Origin of the sequence: Pseudohalocynthiibacter sp. F2068 (assembly GCF_023015645.1) — a bacterium.
GTDB lineage: Bacteria > Pseudomonadota > Alphaproteobacteria > Rhodobacterales > Rhodobacteraceae > Pseudohalocynthiibacter > Pseudohalocynthiibacter aestuariivivens.
Genome location: NZ_JALKAK010000004.1, coordinates 167,689 through 186,630 on the forward strand (window position 1 = coordinate 167,689; position 18,942 = coordinate 186,630).

Consider the following 18,942-nt stretch of genomic DNA (forward strand, 5'->3'; position numbering starts at 1 on the left):
GGCGGATTGAGCAGTGGCAGCGGCTCAAACCGCCGTTTCCTTTTGAGGGGCAGAACAGAGGAGCCGCAGGCACGTGGCTGGAACATTCAGAGGCGAAGGCCACCACAAGGTGGATGGCAAGGGCAGGGTGTCTATCCCGGCTCTGTTTCGTCGTGTTCTGGAAGCAGGTGATCCTGATTGGACCGAAGGACTGAACCCCCATATCGTGATTGTATATGGCAGCGAAAAACGCAAACACCTGGAGTGTTACTCTTCCGAGGCGATTTCGGAAGTCGACGAAAAAATTCGTAAATTGCCGCGAGGCTCTAAAAAACGCAAAGCTTTGCAGCGTCTCTATCACGCGCAAGCACACAATACCTCGGTTGATGAAACAGGCCGTTTGGTCCTGCCGGCCAAGTTGCGTGAAAAGATTGGTCTTGAAGGCGAGGCCTATTTCGTCGGGAACGGCGATACGTTTGAGATCTGGCATCCCGATACCTACGAGACCGAGATGTATAGCGATCTGGAAGCGGATGATGGGTTTGACCCCGACGCTGATCCGTCAGTTTATCTAGACGGTGCAGAAGGGGAATAGGCAATGGCTGCACAGGCCAGCACACTCCCTGATGCCACACCTCATGTTCCTGTTTTGCTGCGCCCACTTTTGGCAGCAGTCGCGCCAGTATCAGGTCTTTGGCTTGATGGTACCTTTGGTGCGGGCGGCTATGCACGTGGTTTGCTTGAGGCAGGCGCTGATTGTGTGATCGGTGTTGACCGTGACCCGATGGTTTTTGAGATGGCAGCGGATTGGACAAAAAAATATGGGGACCGTCTGCGCCTTGTCGAAGGCACGTTCAGCAAACTAGATACATATAGTGATACCCCGCTGGATGGTGTTGTTCTCGATCTGGGTGTTTCGTCTATGCAGCTTGACCAGGCAGAACGCGGGTTTTCATTTATGAAAGAGGGCCCGCTTGACATGCGGATGAGCCAGACTGGCCCGTCAGCCGCCGATCTGGTGAACAAAGCTACGGAATCAGAAATAGCGGATGTTCTTTTCCAGTACGGTGAAGAACGTGCTTCTCGCCGGATCGCGAAGGCGATCGTGACGGCGCGCGCTGACGCACCCTTTGAAACGACACTACAATTGGCGGATGTCATCGAGAAATGCATTCCAAGGGGCAAGCCGGGGCAAAGCCACCCGGCGACCCGCAGTTTTCAGGCCATTCGCATCGCGGTGAATGATGAATTTGGAGAGCTCGTTGCAGGGCTAGAGGCGGCAGAGCGAGCGCTCGGCGCGGGCGGGCAGCTTGCTGTCGTGACATTCCATTCACTTGAAGACCGGATTGTGAAACGTTTTTTACAGGCACGGTCGGGCGGGGGCGGGCAAGGAAGCCGCTATGCCCCTGAAACTGAACAAAAACAACCGCAGTTCAAGCTGAAGTTCCGGCGCGCAATCGGGCCGGATGATGAAGAACTGGGTGAAAATCCGCGCGCGCGATCAGCAAAATTGCGCGTTGCTATTCGTACTGGTGCTGAAGCAGCGCCACCAAACAGAACCGGGCTGGGTCTGCCCGGATTGACGGATCGGGGACGTCACTGAGATGCGTAGTTTCTTTTACATTCTTTCGGCTATGGCTGTGATGGGCTTGGCTTACTGGGCTTATCAGGAAAATTACAAAACCCAGCAAGCTGTGCGCGAAGTAAAGCGTTTGCACCGTCAAATTGGCCGGGAAAGAGAGGCTTTGGCCGTGCTGAATGCCGAATGGGCGTATCTTAACCGCCCGGACCGCCTGCGTGAACTTGCTGAAATTAACTTTGATCGCCTTGGTCTGTTGCCCTTCATGCCGGACCAGTTTGGGCGTGTTGATCAGATTGCCTTTCCCGTCGAAAATTTAGTGAGCTTGTCAAATTCAATTGACGTTTCAGGTGAAGTGAAGGTGCAACCATGACCCGGACACCTCTGCGACCATTGGCCCGTATTCTGGAAGCCCGTCAAAAAGGTGAAAACCCGGATGCGATAGAACGCGAAAACATTCGTTTGCGCCACGAAGAAATGCGCGACAAAGCGCGGGTTCGTGCCGAAGGGCGATTGCTGGTTCTTGGAGTGTTTTTCTTTTGCGCCTTTTTTCTGGTTGGTCTTCGAATGACGCATCTGTCCGGCAGTGCAGTGGAAGAGCCGAACAATGCCTATCTTGGGCCGTCAATCACGGCACAGCGCGCTGATATTACTGATAGAAACGGCCGTATACTGGCAACCAACCTGGTAACAAATTCGCTCTACGCGCAACCACCTGTCATGGTTGATCGCGTGGGTGCCGCAAAAGCGCTGGCAGCAATTTTCCCGGATCTTAACGAAGACCGCCTGATCGAAAAATTCACCGGCGAACGCACTTTTATCTGGATCAAGCGCAAACTTTCTCCTGAACAGATGCAAGCGGTGCATGACATCGGCGAACCGGGTCTGCTCTTTGGTCCGCGTGAGATGCGGCTTTATCCCAACGGCAGTGTTGCGGCGCATGTTCTTGGGGGGGCTTCGTTCGGACGAGAAGACGTTCATGCGGCCGAAGTTATTGGCACGGCAGGTGTTGAAAAGACCTTTGATGAATATCTGCGCGACCCGGCGAACAATGGCGCGCCGTTGCAATTGTCACTTGATCTGACAATTCAGGCGGCTGCTGAACAGGTGCTGAATGGCGGGATGCGCCTGATGAAAGCCAAAGGTGCGGCGGCGGTTCTGATGGATGTTCACACGGGTGAAATTGTGTCGCTTGTGTCCCTGCCGGATTTTGACCCGAATGACCGCCCCCGCCCCCTGACAGAAGGAGTTGCCTCTGACAGTCCACTGTTCAACCGCGCGGTACAGGGCGTTTACGAACTGGGTTCAACGTTCAAAATCTTCACGGCAGCCCAGGCCCTTGATGCACGCTTAATGAACCGGGAGACGATGATCGATATACGCGGCCCATTGCGGTGGGGACGCTTCAGGATAAGCGATTTCCATGACTACGGTGCCCAGTTATCTGTGTCGGACATCATTGTGCGCTCGTCGAATATTGGCACGGCCCGCATCGCTCAGCAAATCGGACCGGCACGCCAGCGCGCGTTTTTGGGGTCGCTCGGATTACTTGAACCAACACCAGTTGAAATGGTTGAAGCATCAGGCGGGCGTCCGCTATTGCCGCCGAACTGGTCCGAGCTTTCAGCGATGACAATTTCATATGGCCATGGCTTGTCAACTAGCCCGATGCACCTTGCCGCTGCCTATGCGTCCCTTCTGAACGGCGGTACGCGTGTCATGCCAACCCTTTTGCTTCAGGACGGTCCGCAACACGGAGAGCGGGTGGTTTCAACTGATACATCCGCCATAGTGCGCGATTTGTTGCGTCAGGTGGTTGTGCGAGGCACGGCAAGCTTTGGTGAAGTTCCGGGTTACGCCGTCGGCGGAAAGACCGGAACTGCAGACAAACCCCGCGAAAACGGCGGCGGCTACTATGACGACAAAGTAATTGCCACCTTTGCCTCTGTTTTCCCGGCAAATGATCCAAAATATGTTCTGATTGTTACCCTGGATGAGCCAGAAGTTCATACGCTGGGTGAGATGCGCAGAACTGCGGGATGGACTGCTGTGCCGGTTGCGGCAGAGATTATCCGCCGCGTTGCTCCGCTGCTTGGCCTCAGACCACAGATTGAACCTTCCCCAGCATCTGGGATAACACTGACCAGCAACTAGCAGAACAGGCGGGCCGATGCCGGATCAGACAGCGAAATCACTATCACAGCTTGGTTTGACCGCATCAGATGGGCGCGATGTTCGGGTGACGGGCCTTTCGGTTGATAGCCGAAACGTAAAGGCAGGCCACCTTTTTGCTGCCTTGCCGGGCACGAAGTTTCATGGTGGAGAGTTTATTCAGTTTGCTCTGCGAATGGGTGCAGGTTCTATTCTGACTGACAGGGCTGGCGCAGACATTGCAAAAGTAGAGCTTTCTGCTACGCCTGATGTGCCTGTTGTACTGGCAGAGGATCCGCGTCAGACGCTCGCCTACGCTTCGGCGCTTTGGTTTGGTGCGCAACCCGAAGTCATGGTCGCCGCGACCGGAACAAACGGTAAAACCTCTGTTGCAACTTTCACGCGCCAGATATGGGAACTAATGGGGATTGCAGCCGCCAACCTTGGAACAACAGGCGTCGAAGGGGCGTTCAAAGCACCTCTTGCGCATACAACGCCCGAACCGATCACGCTCCATCGTCTTTTGGCAGAAATGGCCGGGGCAGGTGTTACGCATGCCGCGATGGAAGCGTCGAGCCACGGTCTGGCACAGCGCCGCCTCGACGGTGTACAACTGGCGGCGGCGGCATTTACCAACTTCACGCAGGACCATCTGGATTACCACGCAAGTTTTGAAGAGTATTTCGGTGCAAAGGTGGGCTTGTTTTCACGCGTTTTGTCGGAAGACGGTACTGCCGTTATTAACATCGACGACCCTAAAGGTGAAACGGTGGTAGAGATTGCACGGGCGCGTGGCCAGCGGGTGATCACCGTTGGACGTAGCCGAACGGCTGATCTGCTTATTCTGGGCCAGCGCTATGATCCAACGGGGCAAGAATTGCTCTTTGAATGGGAAGGCACATCACGGCAGGTACGTTTGGCGTTGGTAGGTGGGTTTCAGGCGGAAAACGTTTTGGCCGCAGCCGGGCTTGTGATTGGAACCGGGTCTGACGCTTCAGAGGTGTTTGACACCCTGCAGGAACTTCAGACCGTGACCGGGCGCATGCAGCTCGCAGCAACACGAGAGAACGGTGCACCGGTCTATGTCGATTATTCACATACGCCCGATGCAGTGGCGACTGCACTGAACGCGCTTCGCCCGCACGTTATGGGGCGGTTGATTGTTGTGCTTGGGGCTGGTGGTGACCGCGATACAAGCAAACGGGTGTTGATGGGGCAGGCGGCAGCCGAAAATGCCGATGTTGTTTTTGTGACCGACGACAATCCGCGTTCTGAAGACCCGTCAGCGATACGCGCGATGGTTATGTCCGGTTGCCCCCAGGCAAAGGAAGTCGGGGACCGGGCTGAGGCGATCCTGCGGGGCGTTGATGCGCTTGGACCCGGAGACGCGTTGTTGATTGCGGGCAAGGGCCATGAAACCGGGCAGGTGGTTGGGGATGATGTATTGCCCTTCAACGATGTCGAACAGGCCAGCGTTGCAGTTGCCGCACTAGAAGGTCGGCTGGCATGAGCACGCTCTGGACATCCGCAGAGGCGGCCAAAGCGACGGGCGGTAGATCGACAGTCAAGTGGCAGGCGAGTGGAATATCAATCGATACCCGATCGATAGAGCCGGGCGATCTTTTCGTTGCTCTGAAAGATCTACGAGACGGTCATGACTTTGTCGCACAGGCGCTTGAAAAAGGTGCTGCTGCAGCCATGGTTTCCCATGTTCCCGACGGTGTGGTGAAAGATGCTCCTTTGTTGATCGTGGATGACGTGCTTGTCGCGCTGCAGGATTTGGGCAAGGCGGGGCGGGCGCGTTTCAAGGGCAAACTTGTAGGTGTCACCGGATCCGTGGGCAAAACATCTACGAAAGAAATGTTGCGCGATGTTCTTGCAAGACAGGGCAAGGTTCACGCTGCCGAAAAAAGTTTCAACAACCACTGGGGCGTTCCGATCACCTTGGCGCGAATGCCGCAGGATGCGGATTTTGCGGTGGTTGAAATAGGCATGAACCACCCGGGCGAGATTTCACCCTTGGCTAAAATGGCGCGTCCGCATGTCGCGATGATTACGATCATTGCGCCGGCACATATGGAAGCTTTTAAAAGCCTTGAAGGAATCGCCCACGAAAAGGCGGCGATCTTTGATGGTTTGGTCAAAGGGGGATCGGCCGTTTTGAACGGGGACGGTGACGTTGCTGCGATTTTGAAGAAAGCTGCGGAAAAGAAAGCGGCGACATGCCTGAGCTTTGGCGAAGGTGAGAAAAACACCTACCAGCTTCGCGAAGTGCGCATCGTTGGGGATATGACAGTGGCGAAAGCGCACCTGCCCAAGGATGGTGACGTTTTGTTCAAAGTCAAAAGCGCTGGGCGTCATTTTGCGACCAACGCACTGGGTGTTCTTGCGGTGTTGGACGCGTTGGGTGCTGACAGCAGCATGGGTGCCCGCGATCTGGCGCTCTGGAGCCCACCGATCGGGCGCGGTAAGCGCGAAACACTGGTTTTGGATGCCGTCGAAGTCGAAATGCGGATGGACCTCATCGACGATTCCTACAATGCGAATCCAACCTCAATGCGAGCCGCGCTCGAGGTATTAGCTGCAGCACACACCACAAATGGCGTCGGACGCGTGGCAACGGGACGGCGTATCGCAATTTTGGGCGATATGCTAGAACTTGGTCCCAATGAAATCAGGCTGCATAAAAATATCGCCTCATTGCCAAGTTTGACGGGGATCGAGTTGATCCACTGTGTCGGCCCACGTATGCGGCATCTATGGAAATCTTTACCAGAATTTAAACGCGGAAAATGGTTTGAAACGGCTGAGGAAATCGCGCGCGATATACATCATCTAGTTGATGCGGGTGATGTTGTGATGGTCAAAGGGTCACTTGGCGCACGTGTCGGGCTAGTGGTTGACGCCATCCGAAAACTGGGTCATCCGGTCGCGGACGACAACGAAGGAATGTGAAAAGATGCTTTACTGGCTGACAGAGTTTTCGGATGGGGGCGATTTTTTCAACCTCTTTCGCTATATCACATTCCGTGCGGGGGCCGCATTTTTCACGGCTTTGATATTTGGATTCCTTTTTGGAAAGCCCCTGATCAATCTGTTGCGCAGACGTCAAAGAAACGGCCAGCCCATTCGTGAAGACGGCCCGGAAAGCCACATAGAATCTAAGGCGGGAACGCCCACGATGGGCGGTGTTCTGATACTAGGGGCTTTGACGGTATCAACATTGCTGTGGGCACGCCCCGACAACCCTTATGTCTGGATGACCCTGTTCGTAACGATTGGTTTTGGACTAATTGGGTTTGTCGACGATTTTCAAAAGGTTAGCAAGAATAACGCCAAAGGGGTATCAGGTAAGGTCCGTTTTGGAATTGGCTTGCTGATCGCGCTCATTGCGGGCTACTGGGCCGCGCATTTCCACCCCGATGCGCTGACCTACAAACTCGCGCTTCCGGTCTTTAAAGACACGCTTATCAACCTCGGCTTCCTGTTTGTACCTTTTGCGATGATCGTGATCGTGGGGTCTGCTAATTCCGTGAACCTGACAGATGGGCTCGATGGTTTGGCCATCATGCCGGTTATGATTGCAGCAGGGGCATTGGGGATAATTGCTTATGCGGTTGGCCGGGTCGATTTTACCGAATATCTGGATGTGCACTATGTGCCGGGTACAGGAGAATTGCTTATCTTTACGGCAGGGCTGATTGGCGGCGGGCTTGGCTTTCTTTGGTACAACGCCCCCCCTGCAGCGGTCTTTATGGGGGATACCGGCTCGCTGGCGCTGGGCGGTGCCTTGGGGTCGATTGCGGTGGCGACGAAACATGAACTGGTGCTGGCGATTATCGGTGGCTTGTTTGTTGTCGAAGCCCTGTCAGTCATTATTCAGGTGCTCTATTTCAAACGGACGGGAAAACGCGTTTTCCTGATGGCCCCGATCCATCATCACTTCGAAAAGAAAGGCTGGGCAGAACCGCAGATTGTGATCAGGTTCTGGATTATTTCCCTGATCCTTGCACTGATCGGGCTTGCAACGCTGAAAATCAGGTAAGCTGCGTGTAATGGTTGCCGCATTAGCATCATATAAAGGTTCGCGGGCATGATTCCGGTTAAAGGATACAATGGCAAGAAAGTCGCGGTCCTTGGGCTTGGCCGTTCAGGTATGGCAACTGCGCTGGCTTTGGAAGAGGGTGGAGCAATTCCACTGCTGTGGGACGATAGTGCCGAAGCACGGGCGACAGCCGAGATGATGGATTTCACCCCCGTCGATCTCACCCGCGCCAATGCATTTGATGATGTCACGTCGCTGATTGTTTCCCCCGGTATTCCGCATCTCTACCCAGCACCTCATCCGATCATTGAAAAAGCGATGGCCGCTGGTGTGCCCGTTGACAATGATATCGGGCTTTTCTTTCAGTCGTTTGCGACGCTGGATTGGGAAAGCTTTAGCACCATGCCGCGGGTTATAGCGGTTACGGGCTCGAACGGTAAATCCACAACTGCCGCACTGATCCATCATGTTTTGGAAGAAGTCGGAAAGCCAAGCCAACTGGCTGGTAATATTGGCCGGGGTGTGTTGGATCTGGAACCGGCGCACGACGGCGAAGTGGTGGTGTTGGAACTCTCGAGTTATCAGACAGAACTTGCCCGTGCGATGACACCTGATATCGCTGTCTTTACGAACCTCACCCCGGACCACTTGGAGCGTCACGGCGGTAAAGGCGGGTATTTTGCGGCCAAGCGTCGCCTGTTTGCCGAAGGTGGGCCAGACCGCGCCGTGATTGGCGTTGATGAAGCGGAAGGCCGGTTTCTGGCCAATCAAATGTCTGAAGGCAGTACAGATGACCGCGTGATCAGGGTGTCGGTCGATTCAAAACTGACGGGTGTAGGTTGGTTTGTTTTTTCACGCAAAGGCTTCCTTTCGGAGTATCGCAAAGGAAAGCAAGCCGGCTCTATCGATCTGCGTGCGATCAAAGGCTTGCCGGGAACACATAATCATCAGAACGCCTGCGCTGCCTATGCTGCCGTGCGTGCGCTCGGGGTTGCCCCACGCGTGATTGAACAAGCTTTTCACAGTTTTCAGGGGTTGCCGCACCGAAGCCAGATTGTCGGCGAAAAAGCTGGCATCACCTTTGTTAACGATTCCAAAGCGACAAATGTTGATAGCGCAGCAAAGGCATTGCAGGCGTTTTCCCACATTCGCTGGATCGCTGGGGGGCTCGGCAAGGATGGCGGTATCGCGGCACTGACGTCGCATCTGGACGCTGTCGTGAAGGCCTATCTTATCGGCCATTCCGCCAAGGATTTTGCGCTGGAACTGGGCGAAACACCCTACGAGATTTGCGAAACCATGGCCGAGGCCGTAGCACGTGCATCAGAAGAGGCACAAACCGGCGAAACAGTTTTGCTGGCACCCGCAGCGGCGAGTTTTGATCAATACCCGAATTTTGAAAAACGCGGCGAAGATTTCATGGCCGAAGTTCAGCGCTGGCTGGATCAGGACTGAGCGGCGATTGCGGTACCCGCGGCCCAGCCAGATGACCAGGCCCATTGGAAATTGTATCCACCCAACCATCCAGTTACGTCTACAACCTCGCCAATGAAGTAAAGACCGGGAACGTCTTTGGTCTCCATTGTTTTTGACGAAAGCACCTCGGTGTCGACGCCACCTACAGTGACCTCTGCGGTGCGATACCCTTCGGTGCCGCTAGGGATCAGTTGCCAGTTGTGTAGTTTTTCTACGAGTGCACTTAACGCGATATCGCTGAAATCGGCCAGATTGCCCGAAACCGATGCCATTTCGCAAAGATATGAAGCCAACCGTTTGGGAAGATAGTCACCCAAGACATTCGAAATGCTGCGGCGCCCATAGGTTTGGCGTTGCTGCCGGAGTTCAGACAGTAAATCAACCTGCGGCAACAAAGAAAGGGTCACCGCCTCTGTTTCGCGCCAAAAGCTGGAAACCTGCAGGATGGCCGGGCCAGACATGCCCCGATGGGTAAACAAAACGGCTTCTTCGAACTGCGCACCACCTGCTTCGGCGCGGCAGTCCACGGCAACGCCAGCGAGGGGTTTTAGCCCAGCCATGACTTTGTCACCGAAGGTAAAAGGCACCAACCCGGCCCGGGTTTCTGTGACCTTCAGACCAAATTGCTGGGCGATCTGGTAGCCAAACCCAGTCGCACCCATTTTCGGAATAGATTTCCCGCCACAGGCCACAACAAGGTTTTTGCAGGTGGCAAACTGTGATTTTCCATCGTGCGTCAGTGTCAGGCAAAAGCCTGATTCAGTCTTCGCTATGTCGGAGGCACTGGTATTCAACCAAAGCTCTGCGCCTGCTTTGGTCATCTCGGCTTGCAGCATCTTGATGATGTCTTTGGCCGAAGTGTCACAGAACAACTGACCAAGGGTTTTTTCGTGGTAGGAGATGCCATATTTCGAAACTAATTCGATAAAATCCCATTGCGTATAACGGTTTAGCGCGGATTTTGCGAAATGCGGGTTGTTGCTGATGAAGTTCACAGAGCTTGTGTGAAGGTTGGTGAAATTGCAGCGGCCACCACCCGAAACGCGGATTTTTTCACCAGCTGCTTTTGTGTGATCGATCACCAGTGTGTGACCATGCGCATAGGCGGCACACATCATTCCGGCGGCTCCTGCACCCAGGATTATCGTGTCAAATTCGCTCAAGTTTGTCCCCTTGTTGCGCCTGCTGATCATGATCAACAAAAAACCGCAAGAGCGCGAACGCATACTAGCGTCAACGGGTTCAGTAGGTTACACTGTCGTTAGACCCGGAAAACGGGCGAAAATTGAGGCAGTATCAGGCGGTACCCCATGACGGAAATGGTCTATGGCACGATTCATGTGCGTGACGGCGAACCGGTTTTGCCACGCTGGTGGCGGACAATCGATAAATGGACGCTTTCCTCCATTTTAATCCTCTTTGGAATTGGTATTCTTCTTGGTCTGGCGGCGTCGCCGCCCCTTGCATCAAAAAATGGATTTCAACCATTCCATTACGTTGAACGGCAAGCGCTGTTTGGGGCAATTGCCTTATCGGCGATGGTGCTGACTTCGATGATGTCACCCAACCTTGTCCGTCGCCTTGGCGTGCTGGGTTTTCTGGTTGCTTTTGGGGCGCTGATTTTGCTCCCGGTATTGGGAACGGATTTTGGCAAGGGTGCCACACGCTGGTATTCGCTTGGGTTTGCGGCGGTGCAACCGTCAGAGTTTCTGAAACCCGGATTCGTTATTATGGCTGCGTGGTTGCTGGCTGCGAGCCAGGAAATTAACGGCCCCCCCGGTAAACGTGTGTCTTTCCTTCTGACGCTGGTGATTGTGGGCTTTCTGGCTGCGCAGCCAGATTTTGGTCAGGCCTGTTTGATCCTTTTCGGATGGGGAGTCATGTATTTTGTGGCTGGCGCACCGTTTACCCTGCTGATTATTATGGCCGGTCTCGTCGCCTTGTCAGGTACGATTGCTTACAACAGTTCAGACCATTTTGCCCGTAGGATTGACGGTTTTCTGTCGCCCGATGTCGATCCGACAACACAGATGGGCTATGCCACAGACGCAATCCGTGAAGGTGGTTTTTTTGGGGTAGGTGTCGGTGAAGGACAGGTCAAATGGTGGTTGCCGGACGCGCATACAGATTTCATCATTGCGGTGGCGGCCGAAGAATACGGGTTGATCCTTGTTCTTACCATTATTGCACTTTTTTCGTTTATCACAGTTCGGTCTCTTTTACGTCTGATGCGTGAACGCGACCCTTTCATTCGTCTCGCTGGTACAGGGCTTGTCTGCATGTTTGGCGTCCAAGCCTTCATCAATATGGGCGTCGCGGTGCGCCTGTTGCCAGCCAAAGGCATGACGCTACCGTTTGTCAGCTATGGCGGATCATCCTTGATCGCCGGCGGTATTGCGGTTGGCATGTTGCTGGCGTTTACGCGGACACGACCGCAGGGTGAAATTGCTGACCACTTCAACGGCAGGGGGCGCTAGTCGATGTCCAAAAAGCCGCTATTGGTGATTGCAGCAGGTGGCACGGGCGGGCACATGTTTCCCGCACAGGCCCTGTCAGAGGTAATGTTGCGCAAAGGATGGCGTGTAAAGCTTTCGACGGATGCCCGCGGCGCGCGCTATACCGGCGGTTTTCCACATGTCGTGGAAATCGACACGATATCGTCGGCAACTTTTGCGCGGGGCGGGATTCTCGCAAAGGCGATGGTTCCGCTGCGCATTCTGGCAGGAACCGTTTCGACGGTCTTTAAGTTTTTATTCGACAAACCCGCGGTTGTAGTGGGTTTTGGGGGCTATCCGACAATTCCTGCCCTTGGTGCCGCCTGGATTTTGCGCGTGCCCAGAATGATACATGAGCAAAACGGTGTTCTTGGACGAGTAAACAAAATCTTTGCGCGGCGCGTCGACACGGTTGCGTGCGGAACATGGCCGACAAAATTGCCAGAAGGCGTAAATGGCGGACATATCGGCAATCCGGTTCGCTCCGCCGTACACGCCCGAGCGGGTGCGCCTTATATTCCGCCTGGTGACTATCCGATGTCTATTCTTGTTATGGGGGGTAGCCAGGGTGCGCGCATTCTTTCAGATGTGGTGCCTGACGCCATTGCTGCCTTGCCAGAGCAATATCTGAAAAACCTGCGTGTCAGCCATCAGGCCCGCAAGGAAGACCAGATGCGAGTCGCCGCATTTTATGCGTCGCGCGGCATCAACGCGGAGGTCGAGCCCTTCTTTAATGATATTCCCAGCCGAATTTCCGAAGCGCAACTTGTTGTAAGTCGTGCTGGCGCATCGTCCGTTGCTGATATCAGCGTTATTGGGCGCCCCTCAATTCTGATACCCTATGCCGCCGCGACCGAAGACCACCAAAGCGCGAATGCGCGTGGGTTGGTGGAAGCAAATGCTGCAATACTTATTCCGGAATCGGCTCTTGAACCTGCCGCGTTATCCGCGCAAATAGAGGCGGTTTTCAGTAATCCGAAAGCGGCGGTTAAAATGGCGTCGGCGGCCCTGTCTCAGGGGCGGCCCGATGCGACCGACGATTTGGTGGAACTGGTTGAAAACCTTGCAAGCCAAGGACAAAGAGTATGAGTGCCGCAACCAAATTACCGACGCAGCTCGGCTCCATCCATTTTGTCGGTATCGGTGGTATCGGCATGTCCGGCATTGCCGAAGTTTTGCTCAATCACGGCTATACGGTGCAGGGGTCTGACATTAAGGAAACCAAGATCACCAACCGGCTAAAGAACCTGGGCGCAAAGATTTTCATCGGCCAGCGTGCCGAAAATCTGGAAGATGCCGAAGTTGTCGTAATCTCATCCGCAATCAAGCCTGGGAATACGGAGCTGGATGAAGCACGTTCACGCGGCCTTCCCGTTGTGCGTCGGGCTGAAATGCTGGCCGAACTGATGCGGCTTAAGTCCAATATTGCCGTTGCAGGCACCCACGGAAAAACAACGACCACAACAATGGTAGCCACTCTGCTGGATGCCGGTGGATTTGATCCAACCGTGATCAATGGCGGAATTATCCACGCCTATGATTCAAACGCACGCCGTGGCGAAGGCGAATGGATGGTTGTCGAAGCGGATGAAAGCGACGGCACCTTTAACCGTTTGCCAGCCACAATTGCAATCGTCACCAACATTGACCCGGAACACATGGAGCACTGGGGCGATTTCGATAGTCTGAGGGCGGGTTTTTACCAGTTTGTTTCAAACATTCCGTTTTATGGCCTTGCGGTTTGCTGCACGGATCATCCGGAAGTTCAGGCGCTGGTTGGACGTATCACGGACCGCCGTGTCGTAACCTTTGGCTTTAACGCCCAGGCGGACGTGCGTGCCGCGAACCTGACTTACAAGGCCGGTGTTGCGCATTTTGATATCCATCTGCAAGCCGAGGACAAAGTGATTGAAGGGTGTTCCTTGCCCATGCCGGGCGATCACAACGTATCCAATGCGCTTTCCGCAGTCGCGGTTGCGCGCCATCTGGGTATGAAGCTTGATGAGATCAGAAAAGCATTGGCAAGTTTTGGCGGTGTAAACCGCCGGTTCACCAAAATAGGTGAAGTCAATGGTGTCACGATTATTGACGATTATGGCCACCACCCGGTTGAAATTACCGCTGTTCTCAAAGCGGCACGCCAAGCTTGTGACGGTCGCGTTATCGCGGTGCATCAGCCGCATCGCTACACGCGCCTGCATTCTCTTTTCGATGATTTTTGCGCTTGCTTTAATGATGCTGATGTTGTCGGTATTTCAAAGGTCTACGCTGCGGGCGAAGACCCTATCGAGGGGGCGAGCCGGGATGATCTGGTCGCGGGTCTCGTTCGGCACGGCCACCGTCACGCCTGCGCCATAATGGACGAAGATGGTCTGGAACGTCTGGTTCGTGAAGAAGCAAAGCCCGGTGATATGGTTGTTTGCCTCGGTGCAGGTACGATATCTGCATGGGCGCATGGTTTGCCGGAAAGGCTGAAGACATGACGACGTCTCTTTATCTGGCCTGTTTTTGGGCGATAGCTGCGACTTTCGTTGCGCTGTTGCCGATGCGGTTGCAATACGTACCGGGTGTCTCACTCTTGTTGCTTGCACCGCTTTTGATGGGTTATCTGGCCTACGAGCACAATGTCTGGATCGTATTGCTTGCGTTTGCCGCTGTGATTTCAATGTTCCGTCGACCGCTGGTTTATTACATTGTAAAGTTGTATAATTTGCCATCCAGACAATCAAAACAAGAAGGCACAGACCAATGAACACGTCACTTGTTCTTACGCTTCTGTGGATGATCATCGCGAATGTTTCCGCTATTTTGCCGAGCAAAGACAACTATTGGAGCCGCGCTTACGGTTTGATCGCGATCGGCGTGCCATTGCTCGGGTATCTGACATATGAAAATGGCCCTTGGGTCGGCCTGATTGCGCTGGCGGCGGGCGCGTCGATGTTGCGCTGGCCAATTGTCTATCTGGGCCGGTGGTTGCGGCATCTCGTTCTGGGCGGAGCCAATGATCCTTCCTGAGGTGCGCGGCAGATTAACACCAAACCGGACGCTTGATGATCTCACCTGGCTCAGGGTGGGTGGCCCTGCGGATTATTTGTTTCAGCCTGCCGATATCGAGGACCTGGCAACTTTTTTGCGCAACCTTCCAGCCGACATTGCAGTGTTTCCCATGGGCGTTGGGTCGAACCTGATCGTGCGTGATGGCGGTATCCGGGCGGTCGTAATCCGGTTGGGGCGGGGGTTCAACGACATCAGCATCGAAGATAGTCGCGTTACAGCGGGTGTTGCAGCACTTGACGCCCATGTGGCGCGCCGCGCTGCAGAAGCGGGTATTGATCTTACCTTTCTGAGAACGATACCGGGCGCAATTGGTGGTGCTGTTCGCATGAACGCCGGATGTTACGGCACTTATACCGCTGATGCATTTGTCTCTGCACGCGCTGTCACGCGTGAGGGTGAAATTGTGACCCTGACTGCGGATGATCTGAATTTTCGCTACCGGGCAACGGATCTGCCGGAAGGCTGGGTCATTGTTGATGCCGTATTTGAAGGATCACGCGAAGAACCACAGGTGTTGGCAAAGCGGATGGAAAAGCAGCTTGCAAAACGCGACGAAACCCAACCCACAAAAGACCGGACGGCTGGCAGCACCTTTCGCAATCCTGCCGGGTTTAGCTCCACCGGCAAAGACGATGACAGGCATGATCTGAAGGCCTGGAAGGTTATCGATGACGCCGGAATGCGTGGCGCAACGCGGGGCGGGGCGCAGATGTCACCGATGCATCCGAACTTTCTGGTGAATATTGGCAACGCAACGGCTGCTGATCTTGAAGGATTAGGCGAAGAAGTAAGAAAAAGGGTTTTCCAACACAGTGGAATAACGCTAGAGTGGGAGATCAAGAGGGTCGGTGAACCGGCCCCTGAAAAATGAATAAAAACAAAGGCCCGGAAGCGGGTCGAAAATAACAAGGGTCAGCAATATGACCCAATTGGCGGTACGAGGTGGGTATGTCGAGCAGGGCAACCCAAAAAGTAGCGGTTTTGATGGGCGGATTCTCGGCTGAGCGCGAGGTTTCACTGTCGACCGGGCGTGAATGCGCCGCTGCTTTGAGGGACGAAGGATTTGAGGTGGTAGAGGTGGACGCTGGTCCAGACCTTGCTGCGCGTCTTGTCGATATAAATCCTGACGTTGTTTTTAATGCGCTTCACGGTCGGTGGGGGGAAGACGGCTGCGTTCAGGGAATGCTCGAATGGTTGAAAATTCCATACACGCATTCCGGTGTTCTGGGCTCTGCACTTGCGATGGACAAAGATCGTTCAAAGGAAGTGTTTCGTGTTGCAGGTTTGCCTGTCGTCGATAGCATTATCGCCAAAACGTCTGATGTGGCAGCGGACCACGTGATGACACCGCCCTATGTTGTTAAACCCAACAATGAAGGCTCATCTGTTGGTATTTACATAGTGCATGAATCCGCCAACGGGCCGCCGAAAATGTCATCAGCCATGCCCGAAACCGTGATGGTCGAGACTTATGCACCAGGCCGCGAATTGACCACGACCGTGATGGATGACCGGGCTTTGACCGTGACCGATATCCTGACCGACGGCTGGTACGATTACGATGCAAAATATGTCGAAGGTGGCTCGCGCCACGTGTTGCCCGCCGACATACCAGGCGAGATATTTGACGCCTGCATGGAGTACGCCGTGCGCGCGCATGACGCCCTTGGGTGCAGAGGTTTAAGCCGTACTGATTATCGTTGGGATGAATCCCGGGGGCTCGATGGACTGATCTTACTGGAAACGAATAACCAACCGGGCATGACACCAACGTCGCTCGCGCCTGAACAGGCGGCTCATCTTGGCATCTCTTTCGGGGCCTTGTGTCGCTGGATGGTGGAGGATGCGTCATGCGACAGATGAAAGCATCCCACCGCGAGAACACCAGCCCCCGCGATCCGGCACCAAGCCGGCTGTCATACAGGTATCAACGGCTGTTGCTTACACCATTGTTCCGAACATTCCTGCGGGTTGGTTTGCCAATGGGTGCGGCATTTGCGCTTGGTATGGCTGTATTGGGGAACGCAGATAACCGCGATGCGATTGCATTACGGATCACCGAAATTCGCAATTCGATTGAAGAACGTCCGGAATTCATGGTCAAGCTCATGGCGATTGACGGTGCATCGCCGGAAGTAAACGGCGACATTCGCGAGATTGTGCCAATTGATTTTCCGCTCAGTTCTTTTGATCTCGACCTCGAAGAAATGCGCCTGACCATTGCGGAACTGGATGCGGTCGCATCTGCAGAAGTCCGAATTCGGGCCGGCGGCGTTTTGCAGATAGATGTTATTGAGCGGATTCCTTCGGTTGTCTGGCGTGGCCCGCAAGGTGTTGAACTGCTCGATAGTACGGGGCACCGGGTTGGCGCGTTGATCGCCCGGGCTGAGCGCCCTGATCTACCGCTGCTGACAGGGGAGGGGGCCGAACTCGCGGTGCCCGAAGCACTCGATCTTTTCGCTGCAGCAGAACCGTTGGCGAGCCGGGTGCGTGGTCTCGTCCGGATGGGAGAACGGCGCTGGGATGTTGCACTTGATCGCAATCAGCGAATCCTCTTGCCAGAAGAAAACCCGGTCGAGGCGATTGAGCGTGTGATTGCACTGGATCATGTGCAAGACCTCATGGCGCGCGACCTTGTCGTAATTGATATGCGCAACCAAAACCGCCCAACAGTCCGGCTCGCAGAGACAGCAGTTACCGAACTGCGCAGGATCCGTGGACAGGTTCTAGGAGACACGACTCAATGATGACGAACCTCTATGAAAGCCAGCGGGCAATGCGAAATATGCGCAAAGCAGCGATGCAGCGCGGTGTGGTGGCAATTCTGGACATTGGTACATCTAAGGTCGCTTGCCTTGTTTTGCGCTTTGACGGGCCAGAGCATTTTGGAGAGCAAGACGGTATCGGATCAATGGCCGGTCAGTCCAGCTTTCGGGTGATTGGTGCCGCGACAACCCGTTCACGTGGGGTAAGTTTTGGTGAAATCGATGCCATGCAGGAAACCGAGCGCGCGATCCGAACCGCAGTGCAGGCCGCGCAGAAGATGGCAAATGTCCGGGTCGACCATGTCATCGCTTGTTTTTCCGGGGCTCAACCCAGATCCTACGGGCTGGCGGGCGAGATTGAGCTTCAGGACAGTGTTGTAACGGAACAGGACATCGCGCGCGTTCTTTCGGCATGCGATATGCCGGATTATGGGCAGGGTCGTGAAGTTTTACATGCGCAGCCTGTTAATTTTGCGATTGACCATCGCAGCGGGTTAAACGATCCGCGCGGCCAAATCGGCAATCGTCTGGCTGTAGATATGCATATGATGACAGTGGACAGCACAGCAATCCAAAACCTGCTCTATTGTATTAAGCGATGTGATCTTGAGCTCGCGGGGCTTGCGTCTTCGGCCTATGTGTCGGGTGTTTCCTCGCTGGTTGAGGATGAGCAGGAACTGGGCGCAGCCTGCATAGACCTTGGCGGCGGTGCGACCGGTTTGTCGATTTTCATGAAAAAACACATGATCTATTCCGATGGCGTGCGCTTGGGCGGCGAACATGTGACCGGAGATATATCCAAAGGGCTGCAGGTCCCGTTGACGGTGGCTGAACGGATCAAGACATTCTACGGCGGGGTTGTTGCGACCGGAATGGATGACCGCGAAATGATCGAAATCGGCGGAGAGACCGGTGACTGGGAGCACGACAGGCGTACTGTCAGCCGCGCAGAGCTGATCGGAATCATGCGCCCCCGTGTCGAAGAGATTCTTGAAGAGGTGCGCGCCCGTCTGGATGCTGCCGGGTTCGACAGGCTTCCAAGTCAGCAAATCGTTCTGACGGGTGGGGGCAGTCAGATTCCGGGACTTGATGGGCTTGCCTCGCGCATTCTTGGCCAGCAGGTGAGACTTGGTCGTCCGCTACGCGTTCAGGGACTACCCCAAGCCGCTACGGGTGCCGCTTTTGCGTCCTCTGTGGGGTTGTGTCTCTTTGCGGCCCACCCGCAAGACGAGTGGTGGGATTTTGAAATTCCCGCAGAACGATACCCGGCGCGTTCGCTGCGCCGCGCCGTTAAATGGTTTAGGGACAACTGGTAGACCGCAACATCTAGCTAACCCGGCGAAATCCCGCCGAAGCCGCCCCAAAAATGTCTATATTTTGTGTCTTTTGGGTGTT

18 protein-coding genes are annotated in these 18,942 nt (G+C 54.7%); 17 read left to right on the top strand and 1 reads right to left on the bottom strand.

From position 1 onward, the window contains the following. Positions 1 to 73 precede the first annotated feature (73 nt). The 8 genes from mraZ to murD are packed head-to-tail and all read left to right on the top strand — an operon-like array spanning position 74 to position 9,209. A complete protein-coding gene (gene mraZ, locus MWU63_RS06855; RefSeq protein ID WP_213888576.1) occupies positions 74 to 574 on the top strand; it encodes a division/cell wall cluster transcriptional repressor MraZ in 501 nt (166 codons plus the stop codon). 3 nt (positions 575 to 577) lie between these two features. Then, positions 578 to 1,582 (top strand): 16S rRNA (cytosine(1402)-N(4))-methyltransferase RsmH, encoded by a 1,005-nt coding sequence (rsmH, locus tag MWU63_RS06860; RefSeq protein ID WP_247077364.1) that lies wholly within the window; start codon positions 578 to 580, stop codon positions 1,580 to 1,582. 1 nt (position 1,583) lies between these two features. Further along, complete coding sequence (locus MWU63_RS06865; protein ID WP_213888574.1) at positions 1,584 to 1,931, top strand: cell division protein FtsL; 348 nt, start codon at positions 1,584 to 1,586, stop codon at positions 1,929 to 1,931. After that, positions 1,928 to 3,712: a penicillin-binding protein 2 gene (locus MWU63_RS06870; RefSeq protein WP_213888573.1), complete on the top strand. Its 1,785-nt coding sequence runs from the start codon at positions 1,928 to 1,930 to the stop codon at positions 3,710 to 3,712. Before MWU63_RS06865 ends, MWU63_RS06870 begins: the two co-directional genes overlap by 4 nt. 16 nt (positions 3,713 to 3,728) lie before the next feature. Further along, a complete protein-coding gene (locus tag MWU63_RS06875; RefSeq protein WP_213888572.1) occupies positions 3,729 to 5,219 on the top strand; it encodes a UDP-N-acetylmuramoyl-L-alanyl-D-glutamate--2,6-diaminopimelate ligase in 1,491 nt (496 codons plus the stop codon). Beyond that, on the top strand, positions 5,216 to 6,664 hold the full coding sequence (gene murF, locus MWU63_RS06880; protein ID WP_213888571.1) for a UDP-N-acetylmuramoyl-tripeptide--D-alanyl-D-alanine ligase: 1,449 nt from the start codon (positions 5,216 to 5,218) through the stop codon (positions 6,662 to 6,664). Before MWU63_RS06875 ends, murF begins: the two co-directional genes overlap by 4 nt. A 4-nt stretch (positions 6,665 to 6,668) precedes the next feature. Beyond that, a complete protein-coding gene (gene mraY, locus MWU63_RS06885) occupies positions 6,669 to 7,754 on the top strand; it encodes a phospho-N-acetylmuramoyl-pentapeptide-transferase (protein ID WP_213888570.1) in 1,086 nt (361 codons plus the stop codon). 48 nt (positions 7,755 to 7,802) lie between these two features. Further along, positions 7,803 to 9,209, top strand: a complete 1,407-nt coding sequence (murD, locus tag MWU63_RS06890; RefSeq protein ID WP_213888569.1) for a UDP-N-acetylmuramoyl-L-alanine--D-glutamate ligase — start codon at positions 7,803 to 7,805, stop codon at positions 9,207 to 9,209. Here the strand turns inward: murD and MWU63_RS06895 are convergent. Next, complete coding sequence (locus MWU63_RS06895; protein WP_343229451.1) at positions 9,200 to 10,393, bottom strand: NAD(P)/FAD-dependent oxidoreductase; 1,194 nt, start codon at positions 10,391 to 10,393, stop codon at positions 9,200 to 9,202. The two genes, murD and MWU63_RS06895, sit on opposite strands and share 10 nt — an antisense overlap. 147 nt (positions 10,394 to 10,540) lie before the next feature. On the opposite strand from MWU63_RS06895, the gene ftsW reads away from it, so the two are divergent. The 9 genes from ftsW to ftsA all read left to right on the top strand — a co-directional run bounded on the left by ftsW (position 10,541) and on the right by ftsA (position 18,863). After that, positions 10,541 to 11,707, top strand: coding sequence for a putative lipid II flippase FtsW (ftsW, locus tag MWU63_RS06900; RefSeq protein ID WP_213888568.1), 1,167 nt, complete (start codon positions 10,541 to 10,543; stop codon positions 11,705 to 11,707). Positions 11,708 to 11,710: 3 nt separating this feature from the next. Beyond that, entirely contained in the window at positions 11,711 to 12,814 is a 1,104-nt protein-coding gene (locus tag MWU63_RS06905) for a UDP-N-acetylglucosamine--N-acetylmuramyl-(pentapeptide) pyrophosphoryl-undecaprenol N-acetylglucosamine transferase (RefSeq protein WP_213888567.1), read from the top strand. Next, positions 12,811 to 14,208 carry a UDP-N-acetylmuramate--L-alanine ligase gene (gene murC, locus MWU63_RS06910; RefSeq protein WP_213888566.1) on the top strand — a complete coding sequence of 466 codons (1,398 nt, stop codon included), beginning with the start codon at positions 12,811 to 12,813 and terminating at the stop codon, positions 14,206 to 14,208. Before MWU63_RS06905 ends, murC begins: the two co-directional genes overlap by 4 nt. Then, a complete protein-coding gene (locus tag MWU63_RS06915) occupies positions 14,205 to 14,477 on the top strand; it encodes a DUF2484 family protein (RefSeq protein WP_247077366.1) in 273 nt (90 codons plus the stop codon). Before murC ends, MWU63_RS06915 begins: the two co-directional genes overlap by 4 nt. After that, the gene (locus tag MWU63_RS06920; RefSeq protein ID WP_213888564.1) at positions 14,474 to 14,740 is read left to right on the top strand and encodes a DUF2484 family protein; all 267 of its coding nucleotides are present in this window, start codon (positions 14,474 to 14,476) and stop codon (positions 14,738 to 14,740) included. The genes MWU63_RS06915 and MWU63_RS06920 overlap by 4 nt, the downstream gene beginning before the upstream one ends. Next, positions 14,727 to 15,653, top strand: a complete 927-nt coding sequence (murB, locus tag MWU63_RS06925; protein ID WP_213888563.1) for a UDP-N-acetylmuramate dehydrogenase — start codon at positions 14,727 to 14,729, stop codon at positions 15,651 to 15,653. Before MWU63_RS06920 ends, murB begins: the two co-directional genes overlap by 14 nt. A 77-nt stretch (positions 15,654 to 15,730) precedes the next feature. Further along, entirely contained in the window at positions 15,731 to 16,645 is a 915-nt protein-coding gene (locus MWU63_RS06930; RefSeq protein ID WP_213888562.1) for a D-alanine--D-alanine ligase, read from the top strand. Continuing rightward, positions 16,633 to 17,529: a cell division protein FtsQ/DivIB gene (locus tag MWU63_RS06935; RefSeq protein ID WP_213888561.1), complete on the top strand. Its 897-nt coding sequence runs from the start codon at positions 16,633 to 16,635 to the stop codon at positions 17,527 to 17,529. The genes MWU63_RS06930 and MWU63_RS06935 overlap by 13 nt, the downstream gene beginning before the upstream one ends. After that, entirely contained in the window at positions 17,529 to 18,863 is a 1,335-nt protein-coding gene (gene ftsA, locus MWU63_RS06940) for a cell division protein FtsA (protein ID WP_213888732.1), read from the top strand. The genes MWU63_RS06935 and ftsA overlap by 1 nt, the downstream gene beginning before the upstream one ends. Positions 18,864 to 18,942: the final 79 nt, after the last annotated feature.

Coding starts and splice junctions, on each gene's coding strand:
- murC (WP_213888566.1), top strand. CDS start 12,811: ATGAGTGCCGCAACCAAATTACCGACGCAGCTCGGCTCCATCCATTTT.
- murF (WP_213888571.1), top strand. CDS start 5,216: ATGAGCACGCTCTGGACATCCGCAGAGGCGGCCAAAGCGACGGGCGGT.
- MWU63_RS06870 (WP_213888573.1), top strand. CDS start 1,928: ATGACCCGGACACCTCTGCGACCATTGGCCCGTATTCTGGAAGCCCGT.
- ftsW (WP_213888568.1), top strand. CDS start 10,541: ATGACGGAAATGGTCTATGGCACGATTCATGTGCGTGACGGCGAACCG.
- MWU63_RS06930 (WP_213888562.1), top strand. CDS start 15,731: ATGTCGAGCAGGGCAACCCAAAAAGTAGCGGTTTTGATGGGCGGATTC.
- MWU63_RS06905 (WP_213888567.1), top strand. CDS start 11,711: ATGTCCAAAAAGCCGCTATTGGTGATTGCAGCAGGTGGCACGGGCGGG.
- MWU63_RS06935 (WP_213888561.1), top strand. CDS start 16,633: ATGCGACAGATGAAAGCATCCCACCGCGAGAACACCAGCCCCCGCGAT.
- MWU63_RS06920 (WP_213888564.1), top strand. CDS start 14,474: ATGAACACGTCACTTGTTCTTACGCTTCTGTGGATGATCATCGCGAAT.
- MWU63_RS06875 (WP_213888572.1), top strand. CDS start 3,729: ATGCCGGATCAGACAGCGAAATCACTATCACAGCTTGGTTTGACCGCA.
- murD (WP_213888569.1), top strand. CDS start 7,803: ATGATTCCGGTTAAAGGATACAATGGCAAGAAAGTCGCGGTCCTTGGG.
- ftsA (WP_213888732.1), top strand. CDS start 17,529: ATGACGAACCTCTATGAAAGCCAGCGGGCAATGCGAAATATGCGCAAA.
- MWU63_RS06915 (WP_247077366.1), top strand. CDS start 14,205: ATGACGACGTCTCTTTATCTGGCCTGTTTTTGGGCGATAGCTGCGACT.
- mraY (WP_213888570.1), top strand. CDS start 6,669: ATGCTTTACTGGCTGACAGAGTTTTCGGATGGGGGCGATTTTTTCAAC.
- murB (WP_213888563.1), top strand. CDS start 14,727: ATGATCCTTCCTGAGGTGCGCGGCAGATTAACACCAAACCGGACGCTT.
- rsmH (WP_247077364.1), top strand. CDS start 578: ATGGCTGCACAGGCCAGCACACTCCCTGATGCCACACCTCATGTTCCT.
- MWU63_RS06865 (WP_213888574.1), top strand. CDS start 1,584: ATGCGTAGTTTCTTTTACATTCTTTCGGCTATGGCTGTGATGGGCTTG.